The 13,738-nt window shown below is 58.8% G+C and carries 6 protein-coding genes; 3 read left to right on the top strand and 3 right to left on the bottom strand.

Annotation, left to right across the window (positions count from 1 at the left end):
- Nucleotides 1-105 precede the first annotated feature (105 nt).
- The 3 genes from G7007_RS15505 to G7007_RS15495 form a co-directional block, all read right to left on the bottom strand.
- Nucleotides 106-3,570 (bottom strand): RHS repeat-associated core domain-containing protein, encoded by a 3,465-nt coding sequence (locus tag G7007_RS15505; RefSeq protein WP_181103031.1) that lies wholly within the window; start codon nucleotides 3,568-3,570, stop codon nucleotides 106-108.
- A 119-nt stretch (nucleotides 3,571-3,689) separates the two neighbouring features.
- Nucleotides 3,690-5,255 carry a hypothetical protein gene (locus G7007_RS15500; protein ID WP_181103029.1) on the bottom strand — a complete coding sequence of 522 codons (1,566 nt, stop codon included), beginning with the start codon at nucleotides 5,253-5,255 and terminating at the stop codon, nucleotides 3,690-3,692.
- Between the two features lies 1 nt (nucleotide 5,256).
- Nucleotides 5,257-6,306, bottom strand: a complete 1,050-nt coding sequence (locus tag G7007_RS15495; protein WP_181103027.1) for a hypothetical protein — start codon at nucleotides 6,304-6,306, stop codon at nucleotides 5,257-5,259.
- Nucleotides 6,307-6,534: 228 nt separating this feature from the next.
- Here G7007_RS15495 and G7007_RS15490 point away from each other — a divergent pair, with 228 nt between their 5' ends.
- The 3 genes from G7007_RS15490 to G7007_RS15480 are packed head-to-tail and all read left to right on the top strand — an operon-like array spanning nucleotide 6,535 to nucleotide 13,728.
- On the top strand, nucleotides 6,535-8,382 hold the full coding sequence (locus G7007_RS15490; RefSeq protein ID WP_181103025.1) for a hypothetical protein: 1,848 nt from the start codon (nucleotides 6,535-6,537) through the stop codon (nucleotides 8,380-8,382).
- 22 nt (nucleotides 8,383-8,404) lie between these two features.
- A complete protein-coding gene (locus tag G7007_RS15485; RefSeq protein WP_181103023.1) occupies nucleotides 8,405-10,858 on the top strand; it encodes a hypothetical protein in 2,454 nt (817 codons plus the stop codon).
- On the top strand, nucleotides 10,855-13,728 hold the full coding sequence (locus tag G7007_RS15480) for a hypothetical protein (protein ID WP_181103021.1): 2,874 nt from the start codon (nucleotides 10,855-10,857) through the stop codon (nucleotides 13,726-13,728). The genes G7007_RS15485 and G7007_RS15480 overlap by 4 nt, the downstream gene beginning before the upstream one ends.
- The last annotated feature ends 10 nt before the right edge of the window (nucleotides 13,729-13,738 follow it).

The raw sequence follows: 13,738 nt of genomic DNA, 5'->3' as shown, positions 1-13,738 counted from the left end.
GTGGGAGGGGATGTAGGGGATGTCTGCGACTGGCGAGGAATAATTGGCAGGGGAGATGGAAAAACCCAGGACCCTTAAAGAGTCCTGGAAAAATGCAGGTGGTGCTCAGGCCTTGAAGAATCGGCTATTGTCGGCAGTGGGGTCAGGAACGCCTATGGCGCTACCAGGAAGATGGCTTTGCCCCTCCCCGGCTTTTTTGTAGTGGAGCTGAATTTTTCTCAATCCCTTATCTGGAGCGTTCAGTTTCGCTGTGAGGGCTCCTATCAAATCCAGGTTCGAACTGCTTGCTGGCTGGGTGTCAGGTGCTTTTGGCGTCGTTTGCACCGATGCGGGTGGAGGAGGAGGCGGTGAAGGGGGCGTGGATTGATCATAATCAGGCGTTGGCGTCGATGCGACACTGCTACGCCGCGAGGATTGAGGTGATACGGCCGGCGACGTCCGCGCGCTCATACCCACCTCACCAGTGCCGCTTACACTACTCGCAACGCTTACACGAGGCGTCGTGCCTACTCCGACATCGGTAGTCCCCGCCCTGGCACTGACCCTCGCGCTTCTGCTCGCCTGAATCCTGTTGCCGATCGCACTCAGGCTGGCAATGGCGCCACCGATGGCGGAGCCGATGAGCCCGTACATGACCAGTTGTGGATCATCCTTCAGTGTGCCGACCACTGTTGCTGCCAGGCCGCCGAACGCCAGAGCATTGCCTACCACGGCGAGCGCAATGCCGATACCCGCTGGAGGAAAGATGAATGTAAAGGCCAGCCCGGTGATCACCCCGATGCCGGCGTACAGCACGTTCGACCATTTCTCCATGAAGCTAGCCTTGGGCTGCTTGATTGGGTCTTGGTAACCCGGCAAAGGGTCGTTCAGGGCTTCGCCGTAATGACCAGTGGGGTCGTACCAGTTGACTGGGTTGCCCAACGCATAGACGTAAGGGTTGACGCCGGACACCTCTGGCGCCAGCGAATCGGGGCTGTGGAAACGCATCAGTTGAGGGTTGTAGGCCCGGTAACCACGGCCCAGTAGGTACCAGCCGGTGGGTTGCGCGTCGAATGCCGGCTCGCACGCTTCGCCGTTGAACGCCAGCAGGCTACGCAGCTGTTCGTCCTTGGCACGCTCGCCGTAGACGCTGTAACTGCCAACGTGTACGCCATCCGCCGCATATTCGCCAAGCACGCTGTTGGCGGCATCGGTGAGCAGCAGACGACTGTCGCCTGGTTGTCCGGCGGTCTGCATGGCCAATGCCGTCTCACCGTCGTACAGGTACTGGTTGAGCACGCCGTCTTCAAGCGTGGCACTCAAGCGATAACCCTGGTAACGGCGTTGAACCTCGGCAGCAGTGCCGTGGCGCACGCCCAGCAGGTGATCGTGTCCATCATAGCGGTAGCGGGCCAGCACCTGCTGATCGTCCTGAGTGCGCACTTCAGCGAGCCGGCCAAGATCATCGTAGTGCAGCTGGCGGCCCCAGTCGTCGTTGCGCATGTTGCCGTCAGCGTCGTAACTGAATGTCTGGTCGGCCGGATAGTCCGGTTGCAAGCTATGGGTCACGCGTTCGAGCTGGAAGCTGCCATCGGCCTTGTAGGTAAAACGCGCATCGTCCTTCTGGCCGTCGGCAAAGGTGGTCTGGCAACGGGTCATGTTGTCCATGGCGTCGAAACGGAACAACTGACTTCGAATGGCGCGTCCGGTGCTGTTGCCAGGCAGTTGTGTACCGCTGTATTCGACCTTTTCCAGCCGGTCGAGATCATCGTACTGGAAGGTTTCCTCCAGCAGCAGTTGCCCGTCCTGGCATCGCAGGCGCTGGTGCAATTGGTCATCGTCGCGCCAGACCAGGGTCAGCGTCTGGGTCGTGCCATCGTCCAGGGTCAAGGTGCGCTCGGTTTCGCGACCGAGGCAATCGTACTGGCGCAGGCAGGTCAGGGTGCGCTGGCTGTGCTTGTCGAGCGTGACGGTCTTGCAGGGACGACCATCGATGTCGTACTCGAAGTCGGCTTGTAGCTCACCTTGCACGGTCTGTTTCAGACGGCCCATGGCATCGTAGTGATGCTCGATGGGCTCGCCGGCGTCGCTGCTGCGTGACAGCAGGCGGCCTTGCAGCGAATGCCGATGTTCGGTGAAGTGTTCATCCTCGTAATCGCCGTCCGCATTCTTGGTCGCCCAGCTTTCACGCAACAGATAGCCTTGGTCGGTGTAGCTGTACCGGCGCTTGCCCTCGGCATTGGTGGCGGCGGTGATGGCAGCGTCCGGGCGTTCGTAGTCGAAGCTGGGCGGGTCAAGGTTCGTGACACCGTTCTGGTTCGTGGTGGCGATGCCAGTGGGTTCGGTGGAGACCTCGGGCTGGTAGCTGTAAGTCCGTGTACGACCGCTGGCACGCTGGTGCTGATGCACCAGCGTTTGCCCACTCTGGTAGGTATACGACTCAGTACGTGTGCCCACGATCAGCGTTTTCATGCGCGCCAGCCCGTCGAAGGTGCGGTGGCAGACGATACTGGGTGGTTTTCCAGCGCCCGCCTGCAACTCCAGGCGCGTCACCAGCTCGTCGGTGCAGAAATCGGCGAAGTGGCGGATCAGCGTGCTCGCGTCGGGGCGCTCGTGGTGCGTCATGCGGCCCCATGTGTCGTAGGTGAACCGCGTGGTGCGTACAAGGGGTACCTTGGTGCGGTCCTTGTCCAAGGGGTCACGCAGGTGGCTGACTTCCCGTACACAGCGGCCAAAGCCATCATAGAAGTACTGCTGTCTACCCACTTCCTGGCCATCCTCGGCATTGCGCTGCTGGTACTCCGGCTTGCCAAAGCGGTTCAGCTCGGTCACTTGCCATTGACGCCTGACCGGTGCTTCTTCGTTCGGACGTTCCTGCCAGGTATTGAGGATAAAGCCCTCTTTGCCAAACGGTGAACGTTCGCGGCGTTCGATGACGCCATCGGGACGAATGGTCGTGCAGCGCTCACCCCAGTCGTCATACTCGAAAGTACTGGTCAGTTCGAGGCCGGTGCCATCAAGGTGATCGTGAACGGTTTGGCTGACCTGTCGACCCAGGTTGTCGTACTGGTGAGTCTGCACAGTGTGCGTGACGCGCCTGGGCTTGCCCTGGTCGTCGTCTTCAGTCACTTCGCGGGTTTCGCGCACGCTGCGCCCGGCACCGTCGAGCCACTGGGTATTGACCACGCCCTGCACGTCGGTTTCACTCTGGCTGGCTTGCGCACCATTGGCGCTGAGCTGATAGGCGTAGGTACGGGTAGCGCTCAGTGCCGGTTTGTCGGGTGCAACGGTCTGGCGGACGGTGCGGCGCAAGGCGTCGTAGTACGTGTAGGTATACACGCCATTGCTATCCTGCTGGCGCATTGCCAGCCCGCAGTAGCGGGATACTGCGCTGTGCAAGGTGCGTTGCACCTGGTCGTGGCCCTGAATGGTCTGGCGAACCTGCAACAGGCTCTCATGGCCCTCTTCGTCCTTGATCAGGCTGTGGACGAAGCGGGTCGTGGTGGTGCGGTTCTTGAGTGGATCTTCGCCCTGTATGAGCGTCTGACGCTGCTGGTCCAGGCGCATGTGCAACAGCGGCTTGTCCGGCATGTCCAGGTACGTCGCCTCGCTCAACTGCAGAAGGGTGCCGGTTTCGTCGCTGGCATCGCTCAGTTGCAGGGTACGCTGATGCTTGACCACTGCCTCTCCAAACGTCTTTCGGGCACCGGTCACAGGCCCGATGGCACGGTAGCGATAGTGACTGCGCAGGATCGCTGCCTGGCCTTCTCCTGATTCGGCAGGGTAGGTGGTCTTGTACTTGATGCGGCGTTTGAAGCCCTGTGGGTCGGGTGGGCAGGCGACCTCCTCAGTGTCCCCTGCCTGTTCGGTTTCGCCTTCGATCTCGTAGTAGGTGTACTCGGTGTACCTACCGTCGGGCTCGATCTCTTGAGCAGATTGCCATGCATGTCGAAAGTGGTGGTCTTGGTTTCTTGGCGGGGCCAGGTGTCACTGCCTTCGAGCTTCCATCGCAGGGTGACCTGGTGAGGCAACTGGAAGAAGGACGGCTGGCGTTCGAATGTCAGCCCAGGCACTTCATGGTAGACGGTGCTGGTTTCCTGGATATGCCCATTCTGCGTTTCGGTTTCGAGCCGCATGAGGTGGAAGCGGTTATAGCGCCGGGTCACCGTGCGCAGGGCCTTGCCATCACCGGGAGTGCCTGTGTCCTCATCCTTGAGCCACAGGCTGGCAGTGGAAGCGTATTCATAGTCGCTGCCCGTGAACTGGTACAGGTTGTCCTGCCCATCGTCGCTCCATTTCACACCGCTGGCGCCGTAGCCAAGGAAGTTGTTGTCGGTATAGGTGTAGGTGGTGACCATCACCGGTTGGCCGAAGCCTGGATCCATCTGGTGGCGCTTGACCCGTGGTAGGGGCGGACGGGCGTCGCCAGGGAAGTGATGGCCATCGTTACCCTGCCAGTGTTCGAGGGTCTCGGTCGCGCCCAGGGGGGTCTTGACCTGCTTGAGCAGTGCCAGGTTCTGCTCGGCGGTGTAGGCCAGGTGCAAATACTCGAACTGCCAGCAGGCGTCTTCGGCCGTCGGCAGGAATACGTGGGTGGCCAGGCGCAAGGCGGGGCTGCCAAGCTGTTGCAGCTGCATGCGGTAAGTGGCCCGGGACGGGTCGCCCCTGGCTGCATCAGGGAACAGCTCGAACGAGACAGCGCCACTGTCGTAGTTGACCGTCAGCAATGTCGTGCCATTGGCATCGGTGATGCGAGTCAGGCATGGATTGCCGTTGAAATCGTGATCATACCTTAGATTGATCCAGTGCCCCGAAGCGGCTTCAATGCGTACCGGCAAGGCCACCTGGCGCTGAGACGGACCCATGAGTTCGAGAAACTCGACCAGACCCGTCTTGTAGTCCACGCGCCAGCAGGTGCTGCTTTCCTGGTGAAGATGAAAACTTTCAATCTTGCGTTCGGTAATCCCAAGGCCGGTACCATCGCCTACGTCACTGCCATCGACCTTGAAGGTCTCGCCATTCTGCAGGCTGAGCAGGTTGCTGGCAGGCCGGTACTGGCTGAGGTTCAGGCTCCAGCCATGGCCAAAGCCTGCGTCGGTGTGATTCATGGGACTGAACGCCAGGCGCAGGGGCAATGCGGGGCCTTGCTGGTCGTTGCCGACCAGTTCCGGCAATTCGATGCCCAAAGTGTACTGGCCAGTACGTGGATCGACGCTGTTCTGCACGAAGCTTGTGAAGTTGAACGCATTGGACTGGGCGGTTGAAGTGGTCGACATTTCAGTTCGCTCCTTTGGCGGCAAGCGGGCGCAAGGTCGCGCAGAGGAAGCGTGTCTGGCCATTCTCGTCATTCTTGTGCGCACGCCCAATCATGGCTTCATCCGAACCGCATGTTTCATAGGTTGTGGAACTTTCCTTGAACTCGTTGGACCAGGCGCCGGGCTCAACGAGCACCTCTTGCCCCCCGGGTGATAGCAGGGTCGCACACTGATACTTGGTCTTGCCATTTTCGTCACCGTCGTGCCATCGTGCAGTCATCACTGTATTGATTGGACATGTAAAATAGATATAACGTTTGTCATTGGCGGTGACGTGGGTCCCCTCTATTTTATCAAGGCCAGATTCGCGGAATTCAGGTGACCATTGTGGCGATCGTGTCGTGTAACCGCTTACCGTGCTGCAGGTATAATGGGTGTCCGCATTTTCATCACCACTATGATAGCGTGCAGTCATGAAGTGATTGGCGGGACAGGCGCGCTCTTTAGGACCGTTCTGTTCAGACGCTGCTGGAGTTTTCTGCTGGCTGGAGATGCTTAGCGTATCGAGTTGCGCTGGCGTGTCGATGTCCGCCGATGCCGAAATGCGGATGCACGTGGTGGCATCACGCATGGTGTCGGCTGCAACGGCCTTTTTGTCGATCACCTTGAGGCCCCTGAAGATCGTCTTGTTCTTCGTGAAGGCTTGTAACTCTTCGAATGAATAGATGCGCTCATCGCCCGTGTTGGTGGCGATGGTCCTGAGGCGTACCCAATATTCGTCTTGCTTGGCCGACTCAGGACGGCAGTCTCGGTTGGATGTCAGCAGGATGTCCATGGCCGAAGGCAGATTGCTGAACCGGATCTGTCGAACGCCTTCCGGATAGCAGGAGTAGGACGGACTATCCACCGCATAGTGATACGTCAATCCCGAGCCGGCCTCAGGCGTAGGGAAACCACAAGTGCCATTGTTCTTGTTTAATAAGGTCAGGTTTCCAGACTGGGCCTGAGCGCTCATGAAACTGGCGGCCAGTGCAATACAGAGTGCGAGGCGTCCTGGTGTGTAAATGGGCATGGTCGTCGGGGCTCCTAAGGATTCAGCGGGAAGAGGTGTCACGCCAGGCGTACACCGCTGTCACACAAGCCTAATTTGATCGCGCGCGGCGAGCACCTGATAGAAATAACAGGCCAAGTAAAGCGAGCATCTCGTCAGGCTCGTAATTGACCTGTCATTTCTACCAGTTGGTGCGCGCCTGACATCGGCCTATAACTGTCGACCAGTCATCCGTAATCAGGCCTCTTCATGAACAGCTCAACTGACAGTATGTTCCCCACGTCGGCGTCGCTGGCTGCCCCGACTATCGAGATTCTTAATAGTTATGACGAAATTGATCTTGAACGTCTGGCGGGCCAACCGCTGGTGACGTTCATCCAGTACAGCGGTATTCAACTGGGCGACCGGCTGCGTATCAATTGGCGAGGTGCCAATGCTGCGGGTGAGCCATTGGATGATGTCAGCACCGAACTGGAAATCGAGGAACCTGATTTCGACCCGATCAGCAAGCGGCTGACGGTCAACATTCCGAATGCCTTCGTGGCTAAGGCCGATCAGGGGTATGCGTTCTATTCCTATGAGCGCCTCACTGGCGTACCCGAAGAATCGCTGCGTACGTTCTGTTTCGTCGGTGTGCGTCGTCACCGCATGGAGCACATGCCGGTGGCGCAAGCCTTGAACGGACACGCCTTGCATATCGATCCTGCAACGCTGGGCAGCGCAGGCTGCCTGTTCCTGGCGCCTGCGTATCAGGCCATGCAGGCAGGTGATCAGATCACGCTTCATTTCCGTGGTTACGATGAATATGGCGACTTCGATGAAGAGCGTCTGATCGACTATCGGGTAACCGACCAGAGCGTTGGCCACAGCATGCGCTGGACGGTGCCCAAGGGGCAGTTCGACTGGATCGATGGGGGCTATGCCGACGTCTTCTATCGCATTACGTTCGTCGACGGCGGTGACCTCGAAAGCGCACAGCAGACCTACCAGATCAAACCGCCTCCGGAGCCTTCGAAGGATCCGGACAAGCCGAACGGCCATGAATTGCTTTCGGCGCCCTCCATCGTGGGGCATGCCGGCGGCCCTCTGGATCCAGCAACCTTCCCCGACGGTCTGACCATTCGCATACCGCCTTATCCAGACTTGCATACGGCTGACTGGACGCTAGTGCAGGTCAATGACGAGCCAGGCAGCGCTGCGCTGCGTGCCGATCTCACTACCCTGGCCAGTGGCATTCAGGGGGCTGTTTTGGAGGCTCGCGTGCTGGCCGGCCTGACGCGGCTGAAGCTGGGGTATCAGGTTGCACGTGAGGGCCTAGGGCTGGTGTCGAGGGAACTGGACATCGAGGTGCTGCAGCCTCGGGACTTCAAGCGTGTACAGATCAACAGCGCGCAAACGGAGCTCCCCGAGGGAAATATGGTGCTGGATGCCGAACACGCGACAGGCGGGGCCGTTGTCAGTGTGCCGGATCTGCTGCTGCGTCCTGGGGAGCGCCTGCAACTGCATTGGCAGGGGCGCTCCCAGGCAGGTCGGTATGAGCACATGTTGCCCGCGAGCAGCCAGCCTCCCTACCAATTCCATATACCTGCTACAGCAGTGGCTCCCAATATGGAGGCGACCGCGAATGCTGCGACCAAGCGCTTTCCAGTGTTCTATCGGGTGGTGAGTGAAGAGGGCAAGTACCAGGAATCGCCAGCCGTGCAATTGCGCATTCAGCCGTTGGCAATCATGCGTTACCCCACGATTCAGTGCGTCGAAGCGATCGGCAACACATTGTCACGGGCTGCTGTGCCTGAGGCCGGTGCCACCTTGAAGCTCGCCGCTTGGGTGTTCATGGCGGTGGGTCAGAAGATCAGGGTCCTGTTCAAGGGGGTTGCCGAAAACGGCAGGCCATTGGTTTCAACGCTGTGCAATAGCGACGTAAAGGCCGACGACATCAGCCGCAACGAAGTGATTGTGATGCTCAGCACGGGGCAGCTTAGCCAACAAGCCGCTGGAAAAGACTTCACCATTCAAGTGCAACTCAATTTCGAAAATGAGGCGTCAACGGATACCTGGTTTGATTTCCCATTGCTGACGCTGACGCTACAACCGTGATCCAGAAAGTTAGGAGGTTGCCATGAAACAGTCAATTGATAAAGGCCGAGCTGAGTTGCAGGTCTCTGAAGACCAGGTGCTCGATTATTTCAAGAGAACGCCTGATCTGCTAGGGTGGGATGCGATCATTGCGTACGATCGTAATAAAACCAACAAGATCTTGCTGCAGGAATATATTAAGCGCTTCAGTAGCACTTCCTGGTTCGAACCGATCAGTTTTGACGGCGCGTCGACGCCTTCGGTCATCGAGCGGGTGATCGACTACCGCATCGACGCGCCACGCCTGTCCTTTGAAAACGCGGACCTGGAATCGTCTCGTGCCGATTTGAAGATGCGCATCATCGGCGGCAAGCAGCTGACCATCGAGAATCCGAATAATCCGAAATTGTTTCAAATTACCCGTGTCAAAATGGCCGACGCGTTGAATGGGCCAGTGCTGCATGTGCGGGTCAACCTGAATCAAGTCGATGTCCAGATCGGGGCAGGGTGTGTAGGGATAGACCTGAGCAAAGGAACGGACTTCTACCTGACCTACGCGGACACAGCGGAAGAAGACGCGATCGGCGGCGTGAAATTCAAGGAATTTTTCGATCGGTTGCCGGGCAGCAAGAAAATCTTCGTAGTGAGTGAACTGCTGGAAAGTGACGGTATCATCAACCCTACCCTCATCACGCTGCGCACTCAGCCGTCACCCAACACGCACCTGTTGGGAACCCCCAGCGCAGGGGACGGTGCTGTCCTGGTCTTTGTCGGGCTGGAGAGCTCGGGTGGAAGCGGTGGTGGTATCCCGGCTAAAGGCTCTCAGTATTTGTTGCCTACAGAAGCCACGCGTACAGACGCTCTCATCGCATTCAAGGTCTCGTCAGTGTTCGACAAGATGGTGGCGGGCATCATCGATCTCATGCCTTCATTGACACAACGTTTTACAGCGGACTACGAGAATGGCGTGTTGAGGAGTACCCATGGCGTTCTTTATGAACGCGATGCCAGTGCGGAAATTCCGATCAGTGGTAATAGGCGTCTAGAAGCATTTTCCACGTACAGTGCCTTTGGCGCCTATCAGAATGCCGTGGATCACTGTGATGGTCAGTTGGTAGCGCGCCTTGACGAAGGACGAATGGTTATTGAGTGGAGCGGAAACAATGATTTGAATCATCTCATTTTCCGCGACGGGGCGGACCTTAAAACCTGTCGGTCTTTCACCACGTTTACCCTTCGTGTAGTGTATGAATTTGTGTTGCTTGAAAACGGCCGAGTCGGGACCTCGCTGTTTGATTCAACGCTCGATATTAAGACCGATTTGAACGATCAGGACAATCTGTTGAATGCGGATGATCGAGCCAAAGCGATTCCTTTCTTGTCGGAACGTGCGTCGCGTCAACTCGATCGATTTCGCGAGGCGCTCGGTCGCTTAGGTTTCGAGTTCGATCTGTTCGTGCTGAACAATGTGCTCTTCCGAGGGGAGCAGGCATTCAAACCGCTGGCCGTTCACAATCCTGGCCCACTGATCACCTTTGGACAACTGGCGCCGACGTTGACCACGTTCGAAATCGACCCGGTCGAAACCCTGCTGGGGGCTGGCGCTCAGCGCACGTTCGCAACGTCTCCTGCGGGCGTGTCAGTCACCTGGTCGGTTGCCAACCTGCCTGGCGAAGGAGGTGATCCGGGCACCATCAATGCCAGCTCGGGGGTGTACACCGCACCGCCGCGCTCGACGATGCAGGATTTCCACAAGCGGGTGATCGTCACCGCCCGGGCCCGATCCGGCACCGCGTCCAGCAGCGCCTTGGTCGGCATCGTGACACGCGACATCGGTCTTGACCCGCTCGTGATGCTGGTCAATCGCGGCGTCAGTGGCTACAAGGTGCGCGGCACGCCGCTGGACCCGGCCAATACGCTGACATTCCGCATGTCTTCCGGAGCGCTGGGCAAGGTGATCGATGATCCTGATGGCGACCCCGATGTCGCTTACTCCAAGCTCTACGTACCACCTCCCGTCCTGCTCGATGCAAAGCCAGGCCCTGGAGCGATTGCTCCACAATGGCGTGAACATCGCCGAAGCGAAGCCTGGCGCGCCGATGAAGATCTCGCTCAGCTCCTGGCCGTGGAGCAAGTGCTGGTAACCGGCAGCCGAGGCGGCAGTCAGGAAGTCCTGGTGCTGCTGCCGCTGGAAAACCTGACGAACTGGTTCACTTACGAAACCAGCGGTACAGGCGTGAAATTGACCTTCTATGGCAGCGGCAAGAAAGGCGATTACGTCGTCGCCCCTGAAGACACCACCTGGTATTTGGTCGCAGGCTCAGGAACATTTATCGAAGGGCTCTACACGCCCGCTCCTGATACTGAAGAAGCCTACGCCGTGGTAGCCGCAGTGGAGAACGATGACAGGAACTGGTACTGGGCAATCGCCATCCTGCCTGTGCCGTTCATCACTGCCGAGCGTTTCGTCAACCTCACCCAAGAGGCGAAATCATGAACTTCAATTCCAAAAGTGCGTTGCTGGAGCGTTTAGCCCAAGGCGGCGTCATGCATGACTGGGGGGCGATCATGGCAATCGGTCGCACGGCACTCAACGACTTGCTGCAACAACAGTTTCTCGCGGCGTTCGACGACCAGCGCTTCATCCTGCCATTTGATGACACCTTTGCCTTGGATGAAACCAGCACCGAACACATGACGCTGTCAAATGTGGTGCTGGGTCCGCCGCAGCTTTCTTTTGAAAACGCATCACTGGCCAATGCCAAGGTGACGCTCAGTCTGCCCATCCTGACCGGAAGCGTGGTCTCCAAGCTGCACTTCGCCGGACGTCCACCGCGATTGAACTACAGCATGAGCTTGCACGAGCGCATGGGCTATCGAGTGAGCATGAGCATCCCCCTGGAGGTACAGAAGGCAAGGGTCGCCAATCAAGGTCGGTTGATTGTGGATCTGGCCAAAGCAGAGTCGCCGAGCTGCAATCTGGGTGGAACCCCGTACGCCAATCGGGTGATTGGTGAACGTTTTGGCAAACGGATACTTGAGCACCCGAGTTATCGGCAGACGTCCGTGCCTCTCAGCCTCGATTTCAGCGATTTCGGGCCGTTGTCCGTGCAGTCATTCACGGTGCGGACCCAGGCCCACCCGCAAGCCGGTGTGGAAGGCTCGGCACACGCAGGTGATGGCGCTGTGGTGCTGCTCTGCCAGCTCAATGTCAGCGTCGAGCCAGGCCGCTTGCCAGCCAGTCCGGCGATGCTCCCCTATCTGATCCCTGATGACATGGACGCACGAGGGGCCTTGGCCTTCGACACGACGTTGCTCGTCAATAGCGAGCTCAATGGGTTGTTCGACGGCTTTCAGAACAGCCTGATCGATCAGCTGCGCATGCCCAATGCCTTTCAGGTTGCCGATCTTGAGCGGCACACGCCGCTGGACCGGGTAGTGTTCGGCCGTGTTGGACCCGCCACGCGCTCGTTCATGGTCGCACCGTTGCACAGCCAGCTCAGCGCGGGCCAGAGGCAGCAATTCGAGCTGCAGGCGGGCGGGCGGCGCCTGGCTGAGGCGCAGTCGTGGAGCGCTGAGAGCGTTCAGTACACGACGGGCGCTGCGGATATCGACAATCAGGGACGCTACACCGCGACGCCTGAGGGGCGCGCGCGTCAGGCCCAGCAGGTAGTCGTGGTCACCAACCGACATCAAGGGCCTGCGGGAGAGCAACGACGCAACGCACTGATTGTCGAGTCCGCCGACCCTCTGGCGATCTCGCCGCGAGTGTCCAGTTGGGCCGAGGGGCAGGGTGCGGTGACACTGGTTAGCGACCCCTCGGTGACCTGGTCACTTCCTGATGATGAACCGGTATTGGGTGAGCTGGTGGACCTGGGCGGAGGGCTCGCAACATTCGAACCCTTCGTGCCGGAAGAGTACGTGCCGGAGGTGCTTTTTCAGCGGATCATCGCGCGCGATGACGACCTCGCCGCTGAGGCTCAAGCGCTAGTGGCCATTTACGCCTGGGCACCTAACCTGACGCTTACCCCCGATTATGTGGGCGAACTGGACGCTTCCGAGCCTATCCAGTTCCAGATAAATGACACTCTCGTGACCTTGGAAGACGGCAGCACGCTCGATCTACCAATGCCTGACGCCACACTCTGGAAGGTCTTTGGTGAAGGCAATATCACTCAGAGTGGGCTCTACACGCCACCTCCTCAACGTGGTTCGATTGCCAGCGTGATCATGGCGGAAGTCAACGGTAGAGACAGCGGTTATGCACTGGTCGAGCTGGCCGAGCGTTCAACGACGCCTCCCACCTGGAGCGCGCTGAGCGCATTCAAACTCGAGGCCAGAGGCACGAGCGAATGCCTGGCCAATGGCATGCAACAGATCGAGGTGCTGGTCACGATCGAAACCGCCAAGGTAGGCGAGCTGGAGATCCCGCTAAGCCCGGCCGAACTGTCGACGCTGACATTCTACAATCTGATCGGCAACGCCAAGCTGCCGTTCGTGGAGGCGAGTGCCGAAGGGGTGCTACCAGGCCCAGACGCGCAGCCCTGGTATGTCAACCTTGAGCGTAACCCTTTCAGGTACCGCGGTTCGCCTACTGCAGGCGGTTCGGTGCAGGGCGAAGCGGCTACCAGTCGCAAGCTGTTCTACCTGCAAAGTACCGAGGCAGGAACTGCCGAATTCTACGCAAAGTTCACCAAGGACGGCGGCGGGGAATGGGACTCGCGTGAAAAGCAGAGTACGGTCAAGGTGGTGAGCGTGGCCGCGCCGCGCTTTTCGCTGAGTGAATACGAGCTCAGCCGTGAGCGCGTGTTCAATGACCCACCACCGCCCACTCCGCAGCCGGGATATCCCGTGGAAGAGTTTGCGTTCAGCGACGAGAGCATCGACTACTGGACGCTGTCCTGTATCCACTTGGGGGTGCCGGTGAATTTCCGTACCTGCACGTTGAGTGCGGCCTCTGCAGTACGTTGGGAAAGCGAGCAGGTGAATGAAACCTACTTTAGCTACCTCGCCTATGCCTTCAACCCCGCGGATGAAGATGCGCCTTCCGGGTTGACCATTGACGGGCGCCTGCTGGCGATGGCCCATGAACTGGATTATCACGGTCTGAAGACGGACTTCGTCGACAACAAGGTGCCCGGCAAAGGTCAATTGCTGATCAGTCTGCATCGGCTACCCGACATGCCTTACTGGCACGACAAAATGGCCAAGGGCAGCATCCACAAGCAATACCGTAGTGCGCTGGATGCGCCCCTGCAGATCGAGTTGTTCGACGAAGATGGCAACCTGCATCGCCTTCGCGTCGACTTCGAAGGTCGTTCGGTACTGGACAATCGCAATAGACTCGTGCTCAACATCGGCGCCTAGGGAGGCCAAG

Origin of the sequence: Pseudomonas entomophila, assembly GCF_013523125.1 — a bacterium.
Classification (GTDB): domain Bacteria; phylum Pseudomonadota; class Gammaproteobacteria; order Pseudomonadales; family Pseudomonadaceae; genus Aquipseudomonas; species Aquipseudomonas entomophila_B.
Note: the sequence above shows the minus strand (reverse complement) of the source record. Positions and strands in the feature narration are given on the sequence as shown.

Bases quoted from the DNA above. Each gene is read 5' to 3' on its own strand.
- G7007_RS15480 (WP_181103021.1), top strand. From the start codon at position 10,855: ATGAACTTCAATTCCAAAAGTGCGTTGCTGGAGCGTTTAGCCCAAGGC.
- G7007_RS15485 (WP_181103023.1), top strand. From the start codon at position 8,405: ATGAAACAGTCAATTGATAAAGGCCGAGCTGAGTTGCAGGTCTCTGAA.
- G7007_RS15490 (WP_181103025.1), top strand. From the start codon at position 6,535: ATGAACAGCTCAACTGACAGTATGTTCCCCACGTCGGCGTCGCTGGCT.
- G7007_RS15495 (WP_181103027.1), bottom strand. From the start codon at position 6,306: ATGCCCATTTACACACCAGGACGCCTCGCACTCTGTATTGCACTGGCC.
- G7007_RS15505 (WP_181103031.1), bottom strand. From the start codon at position 3,570: ATGCCGGACAAGCCGCTGTTGCACATGCGCCTGGACCAGCAGCGTCAG.
- G7007_RS15500 (WP_181103029.1), bottom strand. From the start codon at position 5,255: ATGTCGACCACTTCAACCGCCCAGTCCAATGCGTTCAACTTCACAAGC.